This is a genomic window from Roseibium hamelinense, from assembly GCF_007830545.1.
In the GTDB taxonomy this organism is placed as follows: Bacteria; Pseudomonadota; Alphaproteobacteria; order Rhizobiales; family Stappiaceae; genus Roseibium; species Roseibium hamelinense.
Window position 1 is genome coordinate 366,440 of sequence record NZ_VLLF01000001.1, and the last position, 23,290, is coordinate 389,729.

Annotated in this window: 21 protein-coding genes and 3 tRNA genes; 23 read left to right on the forward strand and 1 reads right to left on the reverse strand. The window is 56.7% G+C overall.

The features are described 5' to 3' along the window. The first annotated feature begins 2 nt into the window (after positions 1–2). From JM93_RS01750 to JM93_RS01775, 6 genes are all read left to right on the forward strand, one after another. Entirely contained in the window at positions 3–314 is a 312-nt protein-coding gene (locus JM93_RS01750; protein ID WP_145340346.1) for a DMT family transporter, read from the forward strand. A gap of 432 nt (positions 315–746) precedes the next feature. Then, complete coding sequence (gene tig / locus JM93_RS01755; RefSeq protein WP_145340347.1) at positions 747–2,096, forward strand: trigger factor; 1,350 nt, start codon at positions 747–749, stop codon at positions 2,094–2,096. 229 nt (positions 2,097–2,325) lie between these two features. Then, positions 2,326–2,961 (forward strand): ATP-dependent Clp protease proteolytic subunit, encoded by a 636-nt coding sequence (locus tag JM93_RS01760; RefSeq protein WP_145340348.1) that lies wholly within the window; start codon positions 2,326–2,328, stop codon positions 2,959–2,961. A 246-nt stretch (positions 2,962–3,207) separates the two neighbouring features. Next, positions 3,208–4,473: an ATP-dependent Clp protease ATP-binding subunit ClpX gene (gene clpX / locus JM93_RS01765; RefSeq protein ID WP_145340349.1), complete on the forward strand. Its 1,266-nt coding sequence runs from the start codon at positions 3,208–3,210 to the stop codon at positions 4,471–4,473. Positions 4,474–4,806: 333 nt separating this feature from the next. Then, positions 4,807–7,236 (forward strand): endopeptidase La, encoded by a 2,430-nt coding sequence (gene lon / locus JM93_RS01770; protein ID WP_145340350.1) that lies wholly within the window; start codon positions 4,807–4,809, stop codon positions 7,234–7,236. A 186-nt stretch (positions 7,237–7,422) separates the two neighbouring features. Continuing rightward, positions 7,423–7,698: an HU family DNA-binding protein gene (locus JM93_RS01775; RefSeq protein ID WP_145340351.1), complete on the forward strand. Its 276-nt coding sequence runs from the start codon at positions 7,423–7,425 to the stop codon at positions 7,696–7,698. A gap of 95 nt (positions 7,699–7,793) precedes the next feature. On the opposite strand, the gene JM93_RS21650 is transcribed toward JM93_RS01775, so the two are convergent. After that, positions 7,794–7,946, reverse strand: coding sequence for a hypothetical protein (locus JM93_RS21650; protein WP_155197717.1), 153 nt, complete (start codon positions 7,944–7,946; stop codon positions 7,794–7,796). 258 nt (positions 7,947–8,204) lie between these two features. Here JM93_RS21650 and JM93_RS01780 point away from each other — a divergent pair. The 17 genes from JM93_RS01780 to JM93_RS01860 all read left to right on the forward strand — a co-directional run bounded on the left by JM93_RS01780 (position 8,205) and on the right by JM93_RS01860 (position 23,272). Then, positions 8,205–8,280 (forward strand) — tRNA-Val (locus JM93_RS01780). Between the two features lie 303 nt (positions 8,281–8,583). Beyond that, positions 8,584–8,660: transfer RNA gene (locus JM93_RS01785), tRNA-Asp, on the forward strand. A gap of 54 nt (positions 8,661–8,714) precedes the next feature. Next, a tRNA-Asp gene (locus JM93_RS01790) sits at positions 8,715–8,791 on the forward strand. A 440-nt stretch (positions 8,792–9,231) separates the two neighbouring features. Continuing rightward, a complete protein-coding gene (locus JM93_RS01795) occupies positions 9,232–9,597 on the forward strand; it encodes an NADH-quinone oxidoreductase subunit A (RefSeq protein ID WP_145340352.1) in 366 nt (121 codons plus the stop codon). Next, complete coding sequence (locus JM93_RS01800) at positions 9,588–10,169, forward strand: NuoB/complex I 20 kDa subunit family protein (RefSeq protein ID WP_145340353.1); 582 nt, start codon at positions 9,588–9,590, stop codon at positions 10,167–10,169. The genes JM93_RS01795 and JM93_RS01800 overlap by 10 nt, the downstream gene beginning before the upstream one ends. Before the next feature lie 84 nt (positions 10,170–10,253). Further along, positions 10,254–10,859, forward strand: a complete 606-nt coding sequence (locus JM93_RS01805; protein ID WP_145340354.1) for an NADH-quinone oxidoreductase subunit C — start codon at positions 10,254–10,256, stop codon at positions 10,857–10,859. An 11-nt stretch (positions 10,860–10,870) separates the two neighbouring features. Further along, on the forward strand, positions 10,871–12,055 hold the full coding sequence (locus JM93_RS01810) for an NADH-quinone oxidoreductase subunit D (protein ID WP_145340355.1): 1,185 nt from the start codon (positions 10,871–10,873) through the stop codon (positions 12,053–12,055). Positions 12,056–12,126: 71 nt separating this feature from the next. Then, positions 12,127–13,365, forward strand: coding sequence for an NADH-quinone oxidoreductase subunit E (locus tag JM93_RS01815; RefSeq protein ID WP_145340356.1), 1,239 nt, complete (start codon positions 12,127–12,129; stop codon positions 13,363–13,365). A gap of 8 nt (positions 13,366–13,373) precedes the next feature. Next, on the forward strand, positions 13,374–14,678 hold the full coding sequence (nuoF, locus tag JM93_RS01820; protein WP_145340357.1) for an NADH-quinone oxidoreductase subunit NuoF: 1,305 nt from the start codon (positions 13,374–13,376) through the stop codon (positions 14,676–14,678). A gap of 27 nt (positions 14,679–14,705) precedes the next feature. Next, positions 14,706–16,802: an NADH-quinone oxidoreductase subunit NuoG gene (gene nuoG / locus JM93_RS01825; protein WP_145340358.1), complete on the forward strand. Its 2,097-nt coding sequence runs from the start codon at positions 14,706–14,708 to the stop codon at positions 16,800–16,802. A gap of 16 nt (positions 16,803–16,818) precedes the next feature. Continuing rightward, entirely contained in the window at positions 16,819–17,874 is a 1,056-nt protein-coding gene (nuoH, locus tag JM93_RS01830; protein ID WP_145340359.1) for an NADH-quinone oxidoreductase subunit NuoH, read from the forward strand. Then, complete coding sequence (locus tag JM93_RS01835; protein ID WP_145340360.1) at positions 17,871–18,107, forward strand: hypothetical protein; 237 nt, start codon at positions 17,871–17,873, stop codon at positions 18,105–18,107. Before nuoH ends, JM93_RS01835 begins: the two co-directional genes overlap by 4 nt. Positions 18,108–18,131: 24 nt before the next feature. After that, positions 18,132–18,620, forward strand: a complete 489-nt coding sequence (gene nuoI / locus JM93_RS01840; RefSeq protein ID WP_145340361.1) for an NADH-quinone oxidoreductase subunit NuoI — start codon at positions 18,132–18,134, stop codon at positions 18,618–18,620. A 97-nt stretch (positions 18,621–18,717) separates the two neighbouring features. After that, a complete protein-coding gene (locus tag JM93_RS01845; protein WP_145340362.1) occupies positions 18,718–19,332 on the forward strand; it encodes an NADH-quinone oxidoreductase subunit J in 615 nt (204 codons plus the stop codon). A gap of 101 nt (positions 19,333–19,433) precedes the next feature. Then, positions 19,434–19,742, forward strand: a complete 309-nt coding sequence (gene nuoK, locus JM93_RS01850; protein ID WP_145340363.1) for an NADH-quinone oxidoreductase subunit NuoK — start codon at positions 19,434–19,436, stop codon at positions 19,740–19,742. Between the two features lie 9 nt (positions 19,743–19,751). Then, positions 19,752–21,752 (forward strand): NADH-quinone oxidoreductase subunit L, encoded by a 2,001-nt coding sequence (gene nuoL, locus JM93_RS01855; RefSeq protein ID WP_145340364.1) that lies wholly within the window; start codon positions 19,752–19,754, stop codon positions 21,750–21,752. Continuing rightward, positions 21,752–23,272: an NADH-quinone oxidoreductase subunit M gene (locus JM93_RS01860; RefSeq protein WP_145340365.1), complete on the forward strand. Its 1,521-nt coding sequence runs from the start codon at positions 21,752–21,754 to the stop codon at positions 23,270–23,272. Before nuoL ends, JM93_RS01860 begins: the two co-directional genes overlap by 1 nt. Positions 23,273–23,290 lie beyond the last annotated feature (18 nt).

Genomic DNA, 23,290 nt, shown 5'->3' on the forward strand with positions numbered 1-23,290 from the left:
TCATGGCTTGGATCTTTTTGCTTGCGGCCGGCATTCTGGAGGTCGCATGGGCGACCGCAATGAAGGAATCGCACGGCTTTAGCCGGTTGGTGCCGACTGTGGTGATGCTGGTCACAATGGCCGGGTCATTTGGCCTATTGGCGGTTTCAATGCGCAGCTTGCCGCTCGGCACGGCCTATCCGGTCTGGGTGGGGATCGGTGCAATCGGTGCCTTTTGCGTCGGAGCGCTTGTGTTTGGTGAAGTGTTGACCCCGCTGCGGGTCGCAGCTGCACTTATGATCCTCGGGGGTGTCGTCTTGATGAAACTTGCCTGAGGTATCCAGAGTTTGCCGGCCGTTGCAAGGAAACAACCTGCGTGCGGCGCTCCAATTCACGACCGTCTGATGTGCGAGGCTTCCTGCACAGGAATTCCCGGCAAACCGATCTGGAAGCCGCAGAAGACTTGACAGTCCATGGTGTACCCGGTATCGCGCATCCTCACGCGCAGGTGGATTTAGGCCGCGGGCGGAGAATGCGATATGGCGGGTTTTGCCCGCGCTTGCAGCGATCACTTCAAGGATCAATGGCAAATGCAGGCGTTCCTCGAAAGCGCCTGGTGGTTTTCATTCTCCGAACCGGCAAAAACAAGCCGCGCACGCCTCCTTCGGCGTTTGGCCGTCAGGCCGTACGACAGGAGGTGCGTAGATCTTTTAACTCGAAACACGATGAAGCGTCAGCGCCTCATCTAAGGACGAAGCAAGAGCACCATGCAGGTTACCGAAACCCTTTCCGAGGGCCTCAAGCGAGAGCTGAAAATCGACATTCCGGCTGGCGACCTGGCCGCTAAACTCGACGCCTACATGGACGACATGAAGTCCAAGGCACAGATCAAGGGCTTTCGTCCAGGCAAGGTGCCGGTCGCACACCTGAAAAAGATGTATGGCCGTCAGGCGATGGCGGAAATTCTGTCGAACACCATTCAGGAGTCGACACAAAAAGCCATCGAAGAGCGTTCAGAGCGCCCGGCTTTGACCCCGTCCATCGATTTGCCGGACGAAGAGGCGGAAAAGATCCTCGCAGGTGATGCGGACCTGTCCTTCAAGATGGCTTATGACATCCTGCCGGAATTTGAGATCGCGGATTTCTCCACAATCGAAATCGAACGCCCGGTTGTCGAGATTGCCGAAGACGAAGTTGATGAACGCGTCAACGACATCGCGCAAAACAACAAGCCATTTGAGACCAAGGAAGGCGCCGCTGAAGATGGCGACCGGGTCACAATGGCATATGTCGGCAAACTCGATGGTGAGCCGTTTGAAGGCGGTGCAGACGAGAACGGCCAGCTTGTTCTTGGGTCCGGCCAGTTCATTCCGGGCTTCGAGGAGCAGCTGGTCGGCGTCAACGCCGGAGATGAAAAGACCATCGACGTCACGTTCCCGGAAGACTATCCGGCAGCGCATCTGGCCGGCAAAACCGCCCAGTTTGACGTTACGGTCAAAGAAATCGCAGCGCCTGGAGACGTTCAGGTGGATGACGAGTTCGCCAAATCGCTCGGCCTTGAGTCCCTAGACAAGCTGAAGGAAATCATCCGCGGCCAGATCGAGAACCAGTTTGGTGCGATGACCCGTCAGCGCGTGAAGCGCCAGCTTCTGGACGCCCTTGACGAGCATTACACCTTTGATCTGCCAGAGGCGCTATTGAATTCCGAGTTTGACGTTGTTTGGCGTCAGGTCGAGGAAGACATGCAGCGTAACGGCAAGACCTTCGAAGATGAAGACACAACGGAAGAGGCTGCCCGCGAGGAGTACCGCAAGATTGCGGAACGCCGCGTCCGCTTGGGTCTGGTTCTGTCCGAAATCGGCGAGAAGAACAACATCCAGGTAACGGATGAAGAGATCCAGCGGGCACTGCACGACCGGATCCGCCAGTTCCCGGGCCAGGAGCAGCAGGTCTTTGATTTCTACCGCAACAACCAGCAGGCGCTGGCCTCCCTGCGGGCTCCGATCTACGAGGAAAAAGTCGTCGACTACATGCTGGAGCTTGCAAAGGTTACGGACAAGTCCGTTTCCAAAGAAGAGCTTGAGAAGCTGGTCGCCGAGGATGAGGACGACGCCTGATTGGCTTTGAACCGTCACATTCAAACGCGCGCGCAGTCCGGGTTTAACCCTGCAACGATTGCGCGCGTGCAATGACTTCCAGAACAAGGCGACATCCCCTATGTAAGGGGTGTCGCTTTTTTCGAGTCAGGCTACGGTATCGCGACAGCACCCGCTGAAACGGTAGCGCAGCTTGTATTTGCTCCGGGCTCTTCGGCCCGGGGATCATCTCAAAGAACATGGATGAGGTATGAAGGATCCTGTCGATATCTACATGAACACTCTCGTTCCGATGGTCGTGGAACAGACCAACCGGGGCGAGCGGGCCTTCGATATCTATTCGCGCCTTTTGAAGGAGCGTATTATTTTCCTGACCGGCCCGGTCGAAGACCATATGGCGGCGCTGGTCAGCGCGCAGCTTCTCTACCTGGAAGCCGACAACCCGACCAAGGAAATCGCGCTTTACATCAATTCACCGGGTGGCCTGGTCACATCGGGTCTTGCGATTTACGATACGATGCAGTTCATCCGTCCGTCGATATCTACGCTCTGCATCGGGCAGGCGGCGTCCATGGGGTCGCTGCTTCTGGCCGCTGGTGAGAAAGACATGCGTTTTTCCCTGCCAAATGCGCGGGTGATGGTCCACCAGCCGTCCGGCGGGTTCCGTGGCCAGGCAGCAGACATCATGCTCCATGCTCAAGAAATCTTGAAAATGAAGCGCCGGTTGAACGATATTTATGTCAAGCACACGGGGCAGAGCCTTGACGATGTTGAGGCAGCGCTTGAGCGCGACAATTTCATGACTGCCGAAACCGCCAAGGAATTCGGTATCATCGACAGTGTGATCACAGATCGCGCAAGTCTCGGTGGCGAAAGCAAGGAATAATGGTAAAAGCGGTTTGCCGGCTTGAAAAATGAGCTGCCAAACCGCGCTTTCGCGGTCAGGGAAGAGCCTGTTTTTCACCTTTGCCTTAAGCCTATATTGATTTTTAAGGGCGAAGCATGGTGACATCAGGTAAGAATAGGTTGAACACGCTCCCGGGCGTCGATATCGGGCCAGTCCGCCATAATTTGGCTCGATCTGAACAGTTAAGGGGGGAGATGTCCTCCCAAGGAACGCGGGGTTGAATAAATGACTAAGGCCAGCGGCAGCGATTCTAAGAATACGCTCTACTGCTCCTTCTGCGGCAAAAGCCAGCACGAGGTGCGCAAGCTGATCGCCGGCCCGACTGTTTTCATTTGCGATGAATGTGTCGAGCTGTGCATGGACATCATCCGCGAGGAGAACAAATCCTCGTTGGTAAAATCTCGGGACGGGATCCCGACACCTCAGGAAATTCGCGATGTGCTCGATGACTATGTCATTGGGCAGGGCAGTGCGAAAAAGGTGCTTTCGGTTGCAGTCCACAACCACTACAAACGCTTGAACCACGCTTCGAAAAACAACGACGTGGAACTTGCGAAATCCAACATTCTTCTGGTCGGGCCGACCGGTTGCGGCAAAACACTGCTCGCGCAGACCCTGGCCCGTATTTTGGATGTTCCGTTTACAATGGCGGATGCCACGACGCTAACGGAAGCCGGATATGTTGGCGAGGATGTCGAGAACATCATTCTGAAGCTGCTGCAGTCTGCGGACTACAATGTCGAGCGTGCACAGCGCGGCATCGTCTATATCGACGAGATCGACAAGATCAGCCGCAAGGCCGACAATCCATCGATTACCCGGGATGTATCGGGTGAGGGTGTGCAGCAGGCACTCTTGAAGATCATGGAAGGCACCGTGGCCTCGGTGCCGCCGCAGGGCGGTCGCAAACACCCGCAGCAAGAGTTTCTGCAGGTGGACACCACGAACATGCTGTTCATCTGTGGCGGCGCGTTTGCGGGTCTCGACAAGATCATCTCGGATCGTGGAACGCAGACCTCGATCGGGTTCAAGGCGCAGGTGCATGCACCCGAAGATCGCCGGATCGGTGAGCTTTTCTCCGAACTTGAACCTGAAGATCTGTTGAAATTCGGTCTCATTCCGGAATTCGTTGGCCGTTTGCCGGTGATTGCAACACTGGAAGATCTCGACGAAGACGCATTGATCACAATCTTGACCGAGCCGAAAAACGCTTTGGTCAAGCAGTATCAGCGGTTGTTCGAAATGGAGCAGGTCGAACTGTCGTTCCATGAGGATGCTCTGCGCGCGATCGCCCAAAAAGCAATCGACCGCAAGACGGGTGCTCGTGGCCTGAGGTCGATCCTGGAGTCGATCCTGCTCGACACGATGTATGAGCTGCCGGGTTTGAAGGGTGTCAAGGAAGTCGTGATTTCGCCGGAAGTCGTGAAAGGTGAGGCGCGTCCGCTGTACATCTACGAGGACCGCGAGGAAAGCTCAGCGACCAGCGCGTGAGCCTGACAAAAATAGCAGATCAGATGCCGCCAGAAATGGCGGCATTTTGCGTTTTTGACAACCTGCATCACGGGACAGTTCGGTTTGGGTCGACATTGTCTAGATTCGTCAACAATGAATGAACCAATGCGGCATTCGGTGCCTTGACACCATGGGTGCCGGTGTCCACCTAATGAGAGAACGAGACGGCTGAGCATTCCTGATCGTGCCCGATACGGGGCGGTTCGGTTTGGCCTAAGACGCAAGTCCCTCCCACCTTGCAGCCGTTCTTCCAGTGTTTGTCGCCGCCATTCGATTGACAGGGGCGCAGATACGCAGAGAAAAGGAAAAAAAATGAGCGAAACAGAAAACCGCTCGATTGAGGATGCAACCTCAGGCGTTTACCCCGTATTGCCGCTTCGGGACATCGTCGTTTTCCCGCACATGATCGTGCCGCTGTTTGTCGGCCGGGAGAAGTCCATCCGGGCACTCGAAGAAGTCATGACAACCGACAAGCATATCCTCCTGGCAACCCAGGTGAATGCTGCGGATGATGACCCCGATTCCGATCAGATTTACAAAGTCGGAACGCTTGCCACCGTGCTGCAATTGTTGAAGCTGCCGGACAACACCGTGAAGGTGCTCGTCGAGGGTGGCGCGCGCGCGGAGATTGGCGAATATTCGGACCGCACCGACTACTACGAAGCGACCGCAACGGTTCTGCCTGAAAAAGACGGTGAGAACATCGAGGTCGAAGCACTGGCCCGGTCGGTGATTGCCGAGTTCGAGAACTATGTGAAGCTCAACAAGAAAGTTTCGCCGGAGGTCCTGGGCGCGGTCAATCAGATCGACGATTATTCCAAACTGGCCGATACGATTGCCTCGCATCTCGCGATCAAGATCCCCGAGAAACAGGAAATTCTTGGTGTTGTCTCTGTCGCCGAGCGCCTCGAGCGCGTGCTTGGCATGATGGAGAGCGAGATTTCCGTGCTCCAGGTGGAAAAGCGCATCCGGTCGCGTGTGAAGCGCCAGATGGAGAAGACCCAGCGCGAGTACTATTTGAATGAGCAAATGAAGGCCATTCAAAAGGAACTCGGCGACAGCGAAGACGGCCGCGACGAAATCGCGGAACTTGAGGAAAAGATCAAGAAAACCAAGCTGTCGAAAGAGGGCAAGGAGCGCGCGGCTGCGGAGATCAAAAAGCTTAAGCAGATGAGCCCGATGTCGGCCGAGGCCACGGTTGTGCGCAACTATCTCGACTGGCTGATCGGCATTCCGTGGAACAAGAAGAGCAAGGTTAAACACGACCTCGCCCTCGCTGAAAAGACTTTGGATACAGACCATTACGGGCTCGAAAAGGTCAAGGAACGGATCGTCGAATATCTGGCGGTTCAAAGTCGGGCCAACAAGTTGCGCGGCCCGATCCTTTGCCTCGTTGGCCCCCCGGGTGTCGGCAAGACCTCGCTTGGCAAGTCTATCGCCAAGGCGACAGGCCGTGAATTCGTGCGCATGTCGCTCGGCGGCGTCCGTGACGAAGCCGAGATCCGCGGCCACCGGCGCACCTATATCGGCTCAATGCCCGGCAAGGTCATTCAGTCGATGAAGAAGGCGAAGAAATCCAATCCGCTGTTCCTGCTCGACGAGATCGACAAGATGGGCATGGATTTCCGTGGCGACCCGTCCTCTGCGCTTCTTGAGGTGCTGGATCCGGAGCAGAACTCGTCTTTCATGGACCACTACCTGGAGGTTGAATACGACCTTTCGGACGTGATGTTCGTGACAACGGCAAACACCTTGAACATTCCTGGGCCGCTCATGGACCGGATGGAGATCATCCGCATTGCCGGCTATACCGAGGAAGAAAAGGTCGAGATCTGCCGCCGCCATCTGATCAAAAAGGCGGAAAAAGATCACGGTCTGCGCGAGGGCGAGTTTTTCATTGAGGATGACGCGCTCCGGTTCGTGGTGCGACGTTATACACGCGAAGCCGGCGTCCGGAATCTCGAGCGTGAAATGGCAACCCTTGCCCGGAAGGCTGTCAAAGACATCTTGATGAGCGACAAGGAAAGCATCACGGTTACCCAAGAGGTCGTCGAAGAGTATCTTGGTGTTCCGCGGTACCGGTACGGAGAAGCCGAACTGGAAGATCAGGTCGGCGTGGTCACAGGTCTTGCGTGGACGGAAGTCGGTGGGGAGCTGTTGACCATTGAGGGCGTCATGATGCCTGGCAAAGGCAAAATGACCGTCACCGGCAACCTGAAGGATGTGATGAAGGAATCCATCTCCGCGGCGGCGTCCTACGTCCGGTCGCGGGCCGTCGACTTTGGCATCGAACCGCCGCTGTTCGACAAGAAGGATATCCACGTCCACGTTCCCGAAGGTGCGACGCCTAAAGACGGCCCGTCTGCGGGCATCGGCATGGCGACGGCGGTGATTTCGACGCTGACCGGCATTCCGGTGCGCCGGGATGTGGCCATGACGGGTGAGATTACCCTGCGTGGCCGGATCCTGCCCATCGGTGGTTTGAAGGAAAAACTACTTGCGGCTCTGCGCGGCGGGATCAAAACCGTGATGATCCCGGAAGAGAATGCGAAGGATCTCGCTGACATTCCGGATTCGGTGAAAAACTCGCTCGACATCATCCCGGTTTCCAGCATGGAAGAGGTCCTCAAAATCGCCTTGACCAAGTTGCCGGAACCCATTGAGTGGGATCAGGAAGCCGCTGATGCTCAGGCAAAACCGGCCCCTTCGGAAGACGAATCAACCGGGCTTTTGGCCCATTAAGATCCCCGTCATCCACAAATGAATCGAAAAGCCCCGGATTTTCCGGGGCTTTTCTTTTGAAAATCGCCAGAAATGGCGGTTTTCCGCCAGATTTCGCTTGCGTTGAAGCGCTTTTCGCCCGACTTTCCGGCAACGGCGCTGACGAGAATCGTCAGCTATCTGCCGTTTCTTAGAAAGGTATCTGCTATGAATAAGAACGATCTGATCGCAGCTGTTGCAGAAAAGACCGGCCTGACCAAGGCGCAGGCTGGTGAGGCTGTTGACGCAACTTTTGACGCTGTGACGGAAACCCTCAAATCCGGCGACGAAGTCCGCATCATCGGCTTCGGTAACTTCACTGTTTCAGAGCGCGCTGCCACTGAGGGCCGTAACCCGCGCACCGGTGAAACCATCCAGATTCCGGCTTCCAAGACGCCGAAGTTCAAGGCAGGTAAAGGCCTGAAAGACGCTGTGAACGCGTAATTCCGTTCTATTCGGTTCTAAAGAAATCCCGTGGACCTTCGTTCGCGGGATTTTTTACAGGCCCGGCGCGAGCGTCACCTGACGACGGGAAGAGGTCAATCGCGATTTTTCGTCGTCAATCCGATCACCACATTGACAATACCGAATACCAGGATCGTACCAAAGGCGTAGGTGCCAAGCGTTTTTGTGTCGAGCCCAATATCGACATTGAACAGCAAAACAAACAGGCCCACCAAAGCGATCAGCATGATGACGGCTAATAAAGTGTCTCTTGAGCGCACTTGCGGTATCTCCCCATGAAAATCCGCCAATTTCGGCGGACTACCCAGAGCCCGGAAAGCTGCCGGTTCCGGCTTCACTGCTCTTGCGCCGTCTTAGTGTTCGCTGCGGCAAAGGGTGAAGCTGCGGCTGTTTTCCAGGCTGTTGAAAACTTCTCATAATTAGGCTTGCAAAGCGATCCGATTATGCCTAAAAGGCGGCTCTCAACGCGGCAACGCACCGCGTGCGGGCGATTAGCTCAGTTGGTAGAGCGCTTCGTTTACACCGAAGATGTCGGGAGTTCGAGTCTCTCATCGCCCACCAAAATCCCTCAAATACACCATCAGATCCATTGTACCGCCGCGCTCAGGCGGTCCGGCTCCTGATTGATTTCACGGAGGGTGTGCCTGCATACCGTTCCGCATGGGCCGGTAGTACGGTAAGCTATTTTCAGCATGATTTTGAAAGACTTATCCACATGGGAGACACTTCCTGCCCAAGCGGAACTGGTGGCTTGTCCGGGTGTTTTACAAAATCGACATATTAGTGAGGCGAGGGCGCTTGACTTCATGTCTCAGCCGCCGTACATCAGCGCCACTTCGCGACGACATAACGTTGCCGCGCGAAGCGGGTGTAGCTCAGTTGGTTAGAGTGCCGGCCTGTCACGCCGGAGGTCGCGGGTTCGAGCCCCGTCACTCGCGCCACCTTCCTGAAAGCAAAACGCTTAAAGTGAAGGCGGCGTATTATCCGTGAAGTGTGCGGGTGTAGCTCAGTTGGTTAGAGTGCCGGCCTGTCACGCCGGAGGTCGCGGGTTCGAGCCCCGTCACTCGCGCCACTCACGGAAACATCTCCCCCAAATTTGAAACATGACAAACGGCGCGGCTGCATCAGGCGGCGGCGACCGGGCTTTGTCGTCTGCGGACTAGGCATGCGCCCGGTTTTTCCCGGATTTGATTGTTAAGCGTTTGATTCTCTTTATACTGGTATGGCTATTGCGCTGCGGCGAATTGGCCCGCTGCCTGTGCACAAATGCGCGAACACGCTAAAACAAGAGGGAAAGCCGGACTAACCCGTTGGCACAGATCTGCTCCGGGCAATTCTGGCAAAGGTTTGACCGGCAAAGGGTCTTGCGTTGCATGTGGACGTGGGCTAAGCGTGCGCTCGCATGTTGGTTTTTCAGCCGGCAGGGCTGAGGCAAGCGCGACGCACGATGGTTGTGTTCCTCAGGCCCCGGACCACCTCCCGGTCCCAACGATATGCAAGGACGCGAAAGACATGGAAGAGCTTCTTCGGGAATACGCCCCGATCGTCGTTTTCATCGGCATTTCGCTGGTGATCGGCCTGGCCCTGCTCATCTCACCGTTCATCATCGCCTACAAAAATCCAGACCCGGAAAAGCTGTCCGCCTATGAGTGCGGGTTCAACGCGTTTGACGATGCGCGCATGAAGTTCGACGTCCGGTTTTATCTGGTGGCGATCCTGTTCATCATTTTCGATCTTGAGGTCGCCTTCCTGTTTCCCTGGGCGGTTACATTCGGCGAGCTCGGGTGGTTTGGTTTCTGGTCAATGATGGTCTTCCTGGGCGTCCTGACCATTGGCTTCATCTATGAGTGGAAAAAGGGAGCTTTGGAATGGGATTGACCAACACCCCGGGCACTCTGATCACCGACAAGCCGAAAGGCCTGATCGACCCGAATACCAGAAACCCGGTCGGCTCCGACGATCCGTTCTTTCTGGATGTCAATGAAGAGCTTGCCGACAAGGGATTTCTCGTCACGTCTACGGACAACCTGATCCAGTGGGCGCGGACAGGCTCCTTGATGTGGATGACTTTTGGGCTCGCCTGCTGCGCCGTCGAAATGATGCAAATGTCGATGCCGCGCTATGACGCCGAACGGTTCGGTTTTGCGCCGCGTGCGTCCCCGCGCCAGTCCGACGTGATGATCGTTGCCGGTACCTTGACCAACAAGATGGCACCGGCCTTGCGCAAGGTCTATGACCAGATGCCCGAGCCGCGTTACGTCATCTCCATGGGGTCCTGCGCCAATGGCGGTGGCTACTATCACTATTCCTATTCGGTCGTTCGCGGCTGTGACCGTGTTGTCCCGGTAGACATCTACGTTCCAGGCTGCCCGCCAACGGCGGAAGCGTTGCTTTACGGCGTGCTCATGCTGCAGAAAAAGATCCGCCGGACGGGTACGATCGAGCGCTGATTTCGCGCTGAACACTGAATTGAGGTTCCGGCGGCGGTCCCGCCGGCCTTTGAGAGGCTCCCAAAGGGGTGAGGTCAAAAGACTATGGACGAGACACTCAAGGAACTGGCTGAGCATATCGAACTCGGGCTTGGCGAGTCCCTTTTGTCCTGGACCATCGAATATGGCGAGCTGACCTTATCGGTGGCCGCCTCCGATGGTTTGGATGTGGTGCGGTATTTGCGCGACAACAGCTCCTGCAAATTCGTCAACCTGACCGATATCTGCGGTGTTGACTGGCCAGGGCGCGAAAAGCGGTTCGATGTCGTCTACCATTTCCTGTCGCCCATGCAGAATCAGCGCATCCGCGTGAAACTTGCAACCGATGAGAACACACCGGTTGCCTCCCTGACACCGCTCTTTCCAGGTGCCGAATGGTTTGAACGCGAAGCCTACGACATGTACGGCATCTTGTTCTCGGGCCATCCGGATCTGCGCCGGCTCCTGACCGACTACGGTTTTGATGGGCATCCGCTGCGCAAGGATTTCCCGCTCACCGGGTTCGTCGAGGTCCGCTACGACGACGAGAAGAAGCGCGTTGTCTACGAGCCGGTTCAGCTCAATCAGGAATTCCGCAATTTCGACTTTCTCTCGCCCTGGGAAGGCACGGATTACGTGCTGCCGGGCGATGAAAAAGCCAACACGAATTAAGGCGGCCGGACATGGCAGAAGCTCAAGTTCGCAATTTCAACATCAACTTTGGTCCGCAGCACCCGGCTGCCCACGGCGTTTTGCGCCTGGTGCTCGAGCTGGACGGCGAAGTGGTAACCCGGGTCGACCCGCATATCGGCCTGTTGCACCGCGGCACTGAAAAACTGATCGAGCACAAGACCTATCTTCAGGCGGTGCCGTATTTCGACCGGCTCGACTACGTTGCGCCAATGAACCAGGAGCATGCGTTTGCGCTTGCTGTCGAGCGGATGCTCGACATTGAAGTGCCCATGCGCGGTCAGCTGATCCGGGTGCTTTATTCGGAGATCGGCCGGATCCTGTCGCACATATTGAACATCACCACCCAGGCGCTTGACGTGGGTGCCCTGACGCCTCCGCTTTGGGGATTTGAGGCGCGCGAAGAGCTCATGGTCTTCTATGAGCGGGCCTGCGGTGCGCGATTGCACGCGGCGTATTTCCGGCCGGGCGGCGTTCATCAGGACCTTCCACGGGATCTTCTGGACGATATCTGGGACTTTTGCGATCCGTTCTTGAAGCTGTGCGATGATCTGGAAGGCCTTTTGACCGACAACCGCATTTTCAAACAGCGGAACGTCGATATCGGTGTCGTGAAACTGGAAGATGCGTGGGCTTGGGGTTTTTCCGGCGTCATGGTGCGTGGCTCCGGTGCGGCATGGGACCTTCGCAAGTCCCAGCCCTATGAGTGTTATGCGGGCCTCGATTTTGACATCCCGGTCGGCAAAAACGGCGATTGCTATGACCGCTATCTCATTCGCATGGAAGAGATGCGCCAGTCGGTCCGCATCATGAAGCAGTGCCTGGAAAAGCTGACGGTAGAAACCGGTCCTGTTTCGTCTAGGGACGGCAAAATCGTTCCGCCGAAACGCGGTGAGATGAAGCGCTCGATGGAGGCGCTGATCCATCACTTTAAGCTTTATACGGAAGGCTATCATGTGCCTGCCGGCGAAGTTTACGCGGCTGTCGAGGCGCCGAAGGGTGAGTTTGGGGTGTATCTGGTCGCGGACGGGACCAACAAGCCTTACCGGTGCAAAATCAAGGCGCCGGGTTATTCGCACCTCCAGGCTATGGACTTTTTGTGCAACGGCCATTTGCTCGCGGACGTTTCCGCAGTGCTGGGGTCGATGGATATTGTGTTTGGTGAAGTCGACCGGTAATCCGGCCAAGGCTTCTTTTTGACCAGCCGTACCGATGCGGTCTGGTCAGGTAGAGAAACGGGGAATGCACCATGGCGGTTCGCAGACTTGCCGCGGAACAACCTGAAAGCTTCGAGTTCACGCCAGAGAACCTGGCGTGGGCCAAAAAGCTGATCGACCGGTATCCATCCGGGCGGCAGGCCTCTGCCGTGATTCCGCTGTTGTGGCGGGCGCAGGAGCAGAACGAGGGCTGGGTCAGCGAACCGGCCATCCGGCGCGTGGCAGACCTGTTGGATATGCCGCACATACGCGTTCTGGAAGTTGCGACCTTCTACACCATGTTCCAACTGCAGCCGGTCGGCAAGAAAGCCCACATTCAAGTGTGCGGAACGACACCGTGCATGCTGCGCGGCGCTGGCGACCTGATCAACGTGTGCAAAAGCCGGATTGCCAAGCACATGCACGAACTGTCCGAAGACGGACTGTTTTCGTGGGAAGAGGTTGAATGCCTCGGCGCTTGTGTGAACGCCCCGATGGTTCAGATCTTCAAAGACACTTATGAGGATCTGACGGAAGAGAGCTTCAACACGCTGCTCGACAACATCGAAGCGGGCCGTGAAGTGACACCAGGCCCGCAAAACGGCCGCCGGTTTGCAATGGCCGAAGGTGGTCAGACAAGCCTGACCGAAATCAACGACAACACCAAGGGCGGCGACCCGGAGCCGCATGTTGTTGACGGTGCGGAAAAGGCCTCTCATGTCTTTGCAGGCAAGGCGATCAACGCTGGCGGCAAGGATTTTGATGGCGTGCCGACTCCGGCCGACGAGGCGGTCGATAAGGTGAAAGGCGCTTTCGCAGCCAAGAGTGGGGCGGCGAAAGCCGAAGCCGCGCCTGCAGCGAAACCGGCTGCCGAAACGCCTGCGTCACCGAAGATCGAAAAGAAGGTCGAAAAGGCTGAAAAAACGCCCGAACCGGCTCCGGTCTCGAAAGCAAAACCGGATGAGGTAAGCGAAGCGTCGGCGGTTGAGGAGAAAGAGCCTGAACTGCTCAAGGAAGCTCGCGGTGGAAAACCGGACGATCTGAAAAAGCTGAAGGGCGTAGGACCGAAGCTCGAAGGCATCCTGCATGAACTCGGTGTCTTCCATTTCGATCAGATTGCTTCCTGGGGCGCAAAGGAGATCGCCTGGGTGGACGAGCGGCTTAAATTCAAGGGTCGTATTGAACGTGATGGCTGGGTTGACCAGGCAAAGTTGCTCGCCGGTGGCGGCGAGACCGAATTCTCCAAACGCGTGGACGCCGGTGATGTGGCATCCAGCAAAGACGAAAGTTAGGAGAAGACATGCTCAAAGATCAGGATCGGATCTTTACGAATATCTACGGTCTTCACGACTGGGGTCTTGAAGGCGCTAAAAACCGCGGCCATTGGGACGGAACCAAGGCGCTTCTGGAAAAAGGGCGCGACTGGATCATCGATGAGATGAAGGCGTCGGGTCTGCGCGGACGCGGCGGCGCCGGCTTCCCAACCGGCCTCAAGTGGTCCTTCATGCCAAAGGAATCCGACGGGCGTCCGGCATATCTGGTCGTCAATGCGGACGAATCCGAACCGGGCACCTGTAAAGACCGCGAAATCATGCGCCATGACCCACACACCTTGGTGGAAGGCTGCCTAGTTGCCGGTTTCGCGATGAATGCGGTAGCGGCCTACATTTACGTACGCGGTGAGTTCATCCGCGAGCGCGAACGTCTCCAGGCGGCGATCGACCAGGCTTATGACGCGGGTCTGATCGGCAAGAACAACAAGAACGGCTACGATTTCGACATCTACGTTCACCATGGCGCGGGCGCTTATATCTGCGGCGAAGAAACCGCGCTGCTTGAAAGCCTGGAAGGCAAAAAAGGCCAGCCACGCCTGAAGCCGCCATTTCCGGCGAATGTTGGCCTTTATGGTTGCCCGACCACGGTGAACAACGTTGAATCGATCGCGGTGGCGCCAACGATTCTGCGCCGCGGCGGCGCGTGGTTCTCTGCGCTTGGGCGCCCGAACAACACCGGTTCGAAGCTGTTTTGCGTGTCAGGGCATGTGAACCAGCCGGCAACTTTCGAAGAAGAGCTCGGTGTTCCGTTCCAGGAGCTGATCGACAAACACTGCGGCGGGATCCGCGGTGGCTGGGACAATCTTCTGGCGGTGATCCCTGGCGGGTCCTCGGTTCCGTGCGTCACCGCAGAAAACATCAAGGACGCACCGATGGACTTTGACGGGCTGAAGGAAAAGGGCTCCGCTCTTGGGACGGCCGCTGTCATTGTCATGGACAAGTCGACCGACATCATCAAGGCGATCTCGCGGATCAGCTACTTCTACAAGCACGAAAGCTGTGGCCAGTGCACGCCGTGCCGTGAAGGTACCGGTTGGATGTGGCGTGTGATGGAGCGCATGGTCAAGGGCCAGTCTTCGCGCGAAGAAATCGACATGCTGTTCAAGGTGACCAAGCAGGTTGAGGGCCACACGATTTGTGCGCTCGGCGATGCTGCAGCTTGGCCGATCCAGGGACTGATCAAAAACTTCCGCCCTGTGATCGAAGAGCGGATCGACGATTACATTGCCAAACCGCGTAAACCGGCTGAAACGCTGGTTGCTGCGGAATAAGGCGGCGGGGAATTTGGAGAGCACGCGATGACGAAGCTCATCATTGACGGCAAAGAAGTGGAAGTTCCTTCGGACTACACGCTGCTACAGGCCTGTGAAGAGGCTGGCGCGGAAGTCCCGCGGTTCTGCTACCACGACCGTCTGTCGATTGCCGGCAATTGCCGCATGTGTCTGGTCGAGGTGAAGGGCGGCCCGCCCAAGCCGACAGCGTCTTGCGCCATGTCGGTCAAAGACCTGCGTCCGGGTCCGAATGGTGAGCCGCCGGTTGTCGAAACCAAAAGCCCGATGGTCAAAAAGGCGCGCGAAGGGGTGATGGAGTTCCTGCTCATCAATCATCCGCTGGATTGCCCGATCTGTGATCAGGGCGGCGAGTGCGACCTTCAGGACCAAGCGATGGCCTATGGCGTTGATGGCTCACGGTTCCACGAAAACAAGCGTGCGGTTGAGAACAAACAGATCGGTCCGTTGGTCAAGACAATCATGACCCGCTGCATCCACTGCACCCGGTGTGTGCGCTTCACCACCGAAGTCGCGGGCGTCTCCGACATGGGCCTGATCGGTCGCGGTGAAGACGCTGAAATCACCACATATCTGGAAGCGGCTCTTTCTTCTGAACTGCAAGGTAATGCCGTTGACCTTTGCCCGGTCGGTGCATTGACGCACAAGCCATACGCATTCCATGCGCGTCCCTGGGAATTGACCAAGACCGAGAGCATCGACGTGATGGATGCGGTCGGGTCGGCCATCCGGGTTGATACGCGCGGCAAGGAAGTGATGCGTATCATGCCGCGGCTCAATGAAGCTGTTAATGAAGAGTGGCTCTCCGACAAGTCCCGTTACATTTGGGATGGATTGAAAACCCAGCGGCTTGATCGCCCTTACGCCAAGAAAGACGGCAAGCTGCAGGCGGTATCATGGTCTGAAGCGTTTCAGATGATCGCTGATAAGACGAGCAAGCTGGACGGCGCCAAAATGGGCGCGATTGCCGGAGATCTGGCAACTGTTGAGGAAATGTTTGCGCTGAAGCGACTTATGGAAGGCTTGGGGTCTGCCAACATCGATTGCCGCCAGGACGGCGCAGCGCTTGATCCTGCCAAAGGGCGTGCCAGCTACATTTTCAATCCGACAATTGAGGGCATTGAAGATGCGGATGCCGTTCTAATCATCGGATCCAATCCACGCCACGAGGCTGCAATCCTGAACGCCCGTATTCGCAAGGCGTGGCGGACTGGCAAAGTGAAAGTGGGCCTGATCGGCGAAAACGCAGAGCTGACCTACGATGCCCAGTACTTGGGCGCAGGTCCGGACACGCTCGCCGATGTCGTGGCCGGTAAACATGCCTTCGCTGATGTTCTTAAAACCGCCGAGCGGCCGATGATCATCGTTGGTCAGGGCGCTTTGGCGCGTGTCGACGGGACTTCGGTTCTGGCGAATGCCGCGAAGCTTGCCGACAAGGTTGGCGCGGTTTCCGGCGATTGGAACGGATTTGCGGTGCTGCACACAGCTGCCAGCCGCGTTGGCGGTCTCGACATCGGATTTGTGCCCGGCGAGGATGGTCTCGGTGTCGCCGGCATTCAGGATGCGGCGCAAAAGGGCGATCTGGAAGCTGTTTTCCTGCTCGGCGCTGATGAACTGGATATGGACGCTTTTGGAGCGGCCTTCGTGGTTTACATCGGTACCCATGGCGATCGGGCCGCACACCGGGCGGATGTGATCTTGCCAGGGGCGACCTACACCGAGAAGTCAGGCCTTTATGTCAATACCGAAGGCCGTGTTCAGCTGGGCGAACGTGCGGGATTTCCTCCTGGCGATGCCCGCGAGGACTGGGCGATCCTGCGGGCCCTGTCGGCCGTTCTTGGCAAGACCTTGTCGTTCGATTCCTTGGCGCAATTGCGTAGCGAGCTTGCCGAGGCGCATCCGCATATGCTGTCCATCGACATGATCGAGCCGGGATCCGCCGGCGATGTCACCGCCTTGGCAAAAGGCGCAGGCAAGATGGAAAGTGCAGGGTTCGCGAATCCGATACGTGATTTTTATATGACCAATCCGGTCGCGCGCGCATCAGCGACGATGGCCGAGTGTTCGGCGCTCGCCAAGGCGCGCGCCGCAGAAGCAGCCGAATAAGGGGCAGGGGACCGTAATGTCAGACTTCATGACAACCTATGGCTGGCCATTTCTCTGGATCACTTTCCAGAGTGTGCTGATGCTGGTCTGCCTGTTGGTGATTGTCGCCTACATCCTTTACGCGGACCGCAAGATCTGGGCGGCCGTTCAAATCCGCCGCGGCCCGAACGTGGTTGGTCCCTGGGGACTTTTGCAAAGTTTTGCCGATCTTTTGAAATTCGTCTTGAAAGAGCCGGTCATTCCAGACGGGTCGAACAAGACGCTGTTCCTCCTGGCGCCGCTGGTCACAGTGCTTTTGTCTTTGGCGGCCTGGGCGGTGATGCCCGTTGCCGATGGCTGGGTGATCGCGGATATCAATGTCGGAATTCTCTACATCTTCGCGATCTCTTCTCTGGGGGTTTACGGCATTATCATGGGCGGGTGGGCCTCGAACTCGAAATACCCGTTCCTGTCGGCGCTCCGGTCAGCGGCGCAGATGGTGTCCTATGAAGTCTCCATCGGCTTTGTGATCGTCACGGTCCTGCTGTGTGCCGGCTCTTTGAACCTTACGGAAATCGTCAATTCCCAGCAAACGGGTCTGGCAACGGCGATCGGTTTGCCTTGGCTGTCGATCCTGAATTGGTACTGGCTGCCGCTGTTCCCGATGTTCGTGGTCTTCTTCATTTCGGCATTGGCGGAGACAAACCGTCCACCGTTTGATCTGGCGGAAGCTGAATCTGAGCTTGTGGCCGGCTTCATGGTGGAATACGGCTCCACCCCGTACATGATGTTCATGCTCGGTGAATATGTTGCCATCTCGCTGATGTGCGGCCTGATGGCAATCATGTTCATGGGCGGGTGGCTGCCTCCGTTCGATTTCGCACCGTTCACCTGGGTTCCGGGCGTGGTGTGGTTCCTTTTGAAGTCCTTCCTGGTGTTCTTCATGTTCGCCATGGTGAAGGCAATGGTGCCGCGGTACCGCTATGACCAGTTGATGCGCCTTGGATGGAAAGTCTTCCTGCCGCTGTCACTGGCCATGGTCGTGATCGTTGCCGGTGTCCTGCAGTTCATGGACTGGGCGCCGAAAGGGTGAGTATATCGATTGTCGGTCTGATTGGAGCGGCGGTCGGGCTTTATCTCGGTTGGCTTGACGCGAAGATCCTGAAAGGGATGCTGCAGGCGACGGAGATGAAAAACAGACAGGCAGGCGGGGACGGCGGATTTGCCGCCCGGCATGCACGCCTCTTGAAGGGGCTGATTTATGCAGTGGGGATGGTCGGGTTTCCGGTCATCGGATATTGGGCCGGCAGCACGCTGACCGGTTGAGCGGAGAAGGAAGGCAACAGGGCGATGGGACTTGATCAAGCCGCCAAATCGCTGTTTTTGAAGGAGTTCGTGTCGGCGTTTTTCCTCGCCATGCGGTATTTCTTCAAGCCAAAGCCAACGGTGAATTACCCGTTCGAAAAGGGACCTGTCGGTCCGCGCTTCCGCGGTGAACACGCTCTGCGGCGTTATCCAAACGGCGAAGAGCGGTGTATTGCCTGCAAACTATGCGAAGCGATCTGCCCGGCTCAGGCCATCACCATCGAAGCCGGTCCCCGGCGGAATGACGGCACGCGCCGGACGACCCGCTACGATATCGACATGGTGAAATGCATATACTGCGGTTTCTGTCAGGAAGCTTGCCCAGTAGATGCCATCGTCGAAGGACCGAATTTCGAATTCGCCACCGAGACGCGCGAAGAGCTGTATTACGACAAGCACAAACTGCTGGCGAATGGCGACCGGTGGGAGCGTGAAATCGCGCGCAACATTGAAATGGACGCTCCTTACCGTTAGGAGCTGGACGCAACTTCACTTTGGACCGTCTCACGATCAGGCTGAGGCGGCCCTTTCCAAAGGCCGGTTCCGGCCAGACGACAGGCAGGTTTATCCTATGATCCTGAGCGGGCTCTTCTTCTATCTCTTTGCAGGGATAACCGTCGCATCGGCCTTCATGGTCATTGCGTCGCGCAACCCAGTTCATTCCGTTTTGTTTTTGATCCTCGCGTTCGTGAACTCGGCCGGATTGTTCATTCTTTTGGGAGCGGAATACCTGGCAATGCTGCTGATCGTCGTTTATGTCGGCGCGGTCGCGGTTTTGTTCCTGTTTGTTGTCATGATGCTCGACGTTGATTTCGTCGAGCTTCGCCAGGGGTTCTTGCAATATTTGCCGGTTGGCGCGCTGGTCGGTTTGATCCTACTGGTCGAACTGCTTCTTGCGCTCGGCGCCTGGGTGATTGCACCGGAGATCGTCGCACAGGGGGCGCAGCCAATGCCGCCGCTTGACCAGGTCTCCAACATCGAGGCGATCGGTCAGGTTCTCTACACGAAATACATCTTCTTCTTCCAGGTCGCGGGCTTGATCCTGCTGGTTGCGATGATCGGGGCGATTGTCCTGACACTGCGCCATAAGGAAAATGTCAAACGCCAGGACATCAATGTTCAGGTTGCCCGGACCCGGGAGACGGCCATCGAAGTCCGCAAAGTCGAGACGGGCAAAGGCCTTTAAAAAAGCGTCCGAAGCGGCGCAATTCGAAAATCTGGCTTGCAGCGAAACCTCCGCGCTGCCTGCCGGTTGGGGTAAAGCGAGGGGAGCACGGCGAGGCGCCCATGGAAATCGGTCTGTCGCACTATTTGTCGGTCGCGGCGATCCTGTTCACGATCGGGATCTTCGGGATCTTCCTGAACAGGAAAAACGTGATTGTCATTTTGATGTCGGTTGAGCTTTTGCTCCTGGCCGTCAACATCAATTTTGTCGCCTTCTCACACTTCCTCGGTGATCTGATGGGACAGATCTTCACCATGCTGGTGCTGACTGTCGCCGCTGCGGAAGCTGCGATCGGCCTTGCGATCCTCGTTGTCTTCCACCGGAACCGCGGTTCCATCGCTGTGGAAGACGTGAATATGATGAAGGGCTAGGGACACACCATGTATCAGGCTATCCTGTTCCTTCCCCTGATCGGCTTTCTGATTGTCGGTCTGTTTGGAAACCAGCTCGGTGCGAAAGCATCGGAATACATCACCAGCGGGTTGGTGATTGTCGCAGCGCTTCTGTCTTGGGTGGCGTTCTTCTCTGTTGGATATGGCGAAACCGCGCTGTATCAGATCGAAATCATGCGCTGGATCACGGCGGGCGCGCTTGATGTGTCCTGGTCTATCCGGGTCGACACATTGACCGTTGTCATGCTGGTGGTGGTCAACAGCGTTTCAGCGCTGGTGCATGTCTATTCGATTGGCTACATGCACCACGATCCGCACCGTCCCCGGTTTTTTGCGTATCTGTCGCTGTTTACCTTCGCGATGCTGTCGCTGGTGACCGCCGACAACCTGCTGCAGATGTTCTTCGGCTGGGAAGGCGTTGGCCTGGCGTCCTACCTGCTGATCGGCTTCTGGTACAAGAAGCCGGCCGCGAATGCGGCTGCGATGAAAGCTTTCGTCGTCAACCGGGTCGGAGACTTCGGATTTGCGCTCGGTATCTTCGGCGTTTTCTTCCTGTTCAACAGCATCGACCTATCGACGATTTTTGCAAATGTCGGCGCTGTAGCAGGTGAAGAAGGGGAGGTCATGACCTTCCTGGGCTACCATTTGTCGGCCGATACCGCGATCACCGTGGTCTGCCTTTTGCTGTTCATGGGTGCGATGGGTAAGTCGGCGCAGTTCCTGCTGCACACCTGGCTGCCGGACGCTATGGAAGGCCCGACCCCGGTCTCCGCGCTCATTCACGCTGCGACCATGGTGACGGCCGGTGTGTTCATGGTCGCGCGCCTGTCGCCGATTTTCGAATATTCCCACACTGCGCTGGTGGTGGTGACGTTCTTTGGAGCAACAACCGCGTTTTTCGCCGCGACTATCGGTTTGGTTCAAAACGACATCAAGCGCGTCATTGCCTATTCTACCTGTTCTCAGCTCGGGTACATGTTCGTAGCGCTCGGCGTTGGTGCTTATTCGATCGGTGTGTTCCACCTGTTTACGCACGCCTTCTTCAAGGCACTGTTGTTCCTTTGCGCGGGGTCGGTCATCCACGCGGTTTCGGACGAGCAGGACATGCGCAAAATGGGCGGTCTACGCAAACACATTCCGATCACCTACTGGACAATGATGATCGGAACACTGGCCCTGACCGGTGTGGGCATTCCGCTGACGCATATCGGGTTTGCCGGGTTTGTGTCCAAGGACGCTGTCATTGAAGCGGCCTATGCCGCCGCCGGTGGTGATCATCCGAATTCGATGGCGCTTTACGGCTTCTGGCTGACGGTTGTCGCTGCGGCGCTGACGTCGTTCTATTCCTGGCGCCTGACGTTCATGACCTTCCATGGCAAACCGCGTGCACCGGTTGATGTCATGAAACACGTTCATGAATCGCCTCTGGTGATGACCGTTCCCTTGTTCATCCTGTCGATCGGTGCGGTTCTGGCCGGTGTCGTATTCTACGGTTCGTTCTTCTACGACGAAGCGGCCTACGAAGCCTTCTGGAAAGGGGCACTGTTCACCAGTGAGACCAACCACGTGCTTCATGCGATGCACGAAGTGCCAAAGTGGGTGAAGGTTTCGCCGTTTATCGCGATGGTCCTCGGTCTTGTGGTCGCCTGGTATTTTTACATCCGCTCTCCCGAGACGCCGAAGCGTCTGGCAGAGCAGCATTCCGGACTTTATCAGTTCCTGCTCAACAAGTGGTATTTCGATGAGCTCTACAACTTCCTCTTCGTTCGCCCGGCCATGTGGATCGGCCGCGTTCTCTGGAAGAAGGGAGACGGCACGGTGATTGACGGCTTTGGTCCGAACGGTGTTGCTGCACGGGTTCAGAATGTGACCACCTGGGTTGTGAAGCTTCAGACCGGTTATCTTTACCACTATGCATTCGCCATGCTGGTCGGGGTCGCTGCCTTGATCACCTGGTCAATGTTTACCGGTGCAGGGGGAGCAAACTGATGATTGATTGGCCAATCCTCAGCCTGACGACCTTCCTGCCGCTGGTCGGGGTGCTGTTCATCCTGATTGCAAACGGGGATGACGAGAAGGCGAAAAATCAGATCCGCTGGCTGGCTCTTGTCACCACCGGGTTCACCTTCTTCCTGTCACTGTTCATCTGGATTGCATTCGACTACTCCAATCCGGGTTTTCAGTTCGTTGAAAACCGCGAGTGGCTCGGTGGCACCATCACCTACAAGATGGGTGTTGATGGCATCTCGATCCTGTTCGTCATTCTGACGACCTTCCTGATGCCGTTCTGTATTCTGGCGTCGTGGAACGCGATCCAGAACCGCGTGCGCGAATACATGATTGCGTTCCTGGTGCTGGAAACGCTGATGATCGGCGTATTCTGTGCGCTGGACTTGGTGGTGTTTTACATCTTCTTCGAGGCCGGCCTTATTCCGATGTTCCTGATCATCGGTGTCTGGGGCGGAGCACGGCGTGTTTATGCGTCCTACAAGTTTTTCCTTTACACGCTGCTCGGGTCGGTTTTGATGCTGATCGCAATCATGGCGATGTATTGGGAAGCAGGCACGACCGATATCACGGTTCTGTTGGACCATCCTTTCCCGGCAACGATGCAGACCTGGCTCTGGCTGGCGTTTTTTGCAAGCTTTGCGGTCAAAATGCCGATGTGGCCGGTGCATACCTGGCTGCCTGACGCGCACGTCGAAGCTCCGACGGCAGGGTCGGTTATCCTGGCCGGTATCCTGCTGAAACTTGGCGGCTATGGTTTCCTGCGGTTCTCATTGCCGATGTTCCCGCTGGCATCAGAGATGTTTGCGCCATTCGTCTTCACTTTGTCGGTAGTGGCAATCATCTACACCTCGCTGGTCGCATTGGCGCAGGAAGACATCAAAAAGCTGATCGCCTACTCATCGGTCGCTCATATGGGGTATGTGACCATGGGCATCTTCACGATGACCGAGCAGGGCGTGCAGGGCGGTATCTTCCAGATGCTGTCGCATGGCATCGTCTCCGGCGCGCTCTTCCTGTGTGTCGGTGTGATCTATGACCGGATGCATACCCGTGAGATTTCAGCCTATGGCGGACTGGTCAACAGGATGCCAAAATACGCGGTCGCGTTTATGATCTTTACGATGGCGAACGTTGGCCTGCCGGGAACGTCCGGTTTTGTCGGTGAAATCCTGACCCTCATGGGTGCATTCCAGGTCAACACATGGGTGGCGTTCTTTGCGACCTTCGGTGTGATCCTGTCGGCAGCTTATGCGCTGTATCTTTACCGGCGTGTGGTGTTTGGCGAAATCACCAAGGAAAACCTGAAGTCGATCCTCGATCTCAATCTGCGGGAAAAGGTTATCCTGATCCCCATGATATTCCTGACGATCTTTTTCGGGTTCTATCCGATGGCGATCCTGGATGTGACACAAGGCGCGGTCGATAATCTCTTGAACAATTATCACGCGGCGATCGAAGCTGCTGGCGCCGTCCAGCAAGCTGCTGTCGGCGCGAACTAACGATCTGAAGGACGAGAC

Excerpts from the sequence above, each read along its gene's own strand:
- JM93_RS01750 (WP_145340346.1), top strand. The coding sequence starts at position 3 with ATGGCTTGGATCTTTTTGCTTGCGGCCGGCATTCTGGAGGTCGCATGG.
- tig (WP_145340347.1), top strand. The coding sequence starts at position 747 with ATGCAGGTTACCGAAACCCTTTCCGAGGGCCTCAAGCGAGAGCTGAAA.
- JM93_RS01760 (WP_145340348.1), top strand. The coding sequence starts at position 2,326 with ATGAAGGATCCTGTCGATATCTACATGAACACTCTCGTTCCGATGGTC.
- clpX (WP_145340349.1), top strand. The coding sequence starts at position 3,208 with ATGACTAAGGCCAGCGGCAGCGATTCTAAGAATACGCTCTACTGCTCC.
- lon (WP_145340350.1), top strand. The coding sequence starts at position 4,807 with ATGAGCGAAACAGAAAACCGCTCGATTGAGGATGCAACCTCAGGCGTT.
- JM93_RS01775 (WP_145340351.1), top strand. The coding sequence starts at position 7,423 with ATGAATAAGAACGATCTGATCGCAGCTGTTGCAGAAAAGACCGGCCTG.
- JM93_RS21650 (WP_155197717.1), bottom strand. The coding sequence starts at position 7,946 with ATGCTGATCGCTTTGGTGGGCCTGTTTGTTTTGCTGTTCAATGTCGAT.
- JM93_RS01795 (WP_145340352.1), top strand. The coding sequence starts at position 9,232 with ATGGAAGAGCTTCTTCGGGAATACGCCCCGATCGTCGTTTTCATCGGC.
- JM93_RS01800 (WP_145340353.1), top strand. The coding sequence starts at position 9,588 with ATGGGATTGACCAACACCCCGGGCACTCTGATCACCGACAAGCCGAAA.
- JM93_RS01805 (WP_145340354.1), top strand. The coding sequence starts at position 10,254 with ATGGACGAGACACTCAAGGAACTGGCTGAGCATATCGAACTCGGGCTT.
- JM93_RS01810 (WP_145340355.1), top strand. The coding sequence starts at position 10,871 with ATGGCAGAAGCTCAAGTTCGCAATTTCAACATCAACTTTGGTCCGCAG.
- JM93_RS01815 (WP_145340356.1), top strand. The coding sequence starts at position 12,127 with ATGGCGGTTCGCAGACTTGCCGCGGAACAACCTGAAAGCTTCGAGTTC.
- nuoF (WP_145340357.1), top strand. The coding sequence starts at position 13,374 with ATGCTCAAAGATCAGGATCGGATCTTTACGAATATCTACGGTCTTCAC.
- nuoG (WP_145340358.1), top strand. The coding sequence starts at position 14,706 with ATGACGAAGCTCATCATTGACGGCAAAGAAGTGGAAGTTCCTTCGGAC.
- nuoH (WP_145340359.1), top strand. The coding sequence starts at position 16,819 with ATGTCAGACTTCATGACAACCTATGGCTGGCCATTTCTCTGGATCACT.
- nuoI (WP_145340361.1), top strand. The coding sequence starts at position 18,132 with ATGGGACTTGATCAAGCCGCCAAATCGCTGTTTTTGAAGGAGTTCGTG.
- JM93_RS01845 (WP_145340362.1), top strand. The coding sequence starts at position 18,718 with ATGATCCTGAGCGGGCTCTTCTTCTATCTCTTTGCAGGGATAACCGTC.
- nuoK (WP_145340363.1), top strand. The coding sequence starts at position 19,434 with ATGGAAATCGGTCTGTCGCACTATTTGTCGGTCGCGGCGATCCTGTTC.
- nuoL (WP_145340364.1), top strand. The coding sequence starts at position 19,752 with ATGTATCAGGCTATCCTGTTCCTTCCCCTGATCGGCTTTCTGATTGTC.
- JM93_RS01860 (WP_145340365.1), top strand. The coding sequence starts at position 21,752 with ATGATTGATTGGCCAATCCTCAGCCTGACGACCTTCCTGCCGCTGGTC.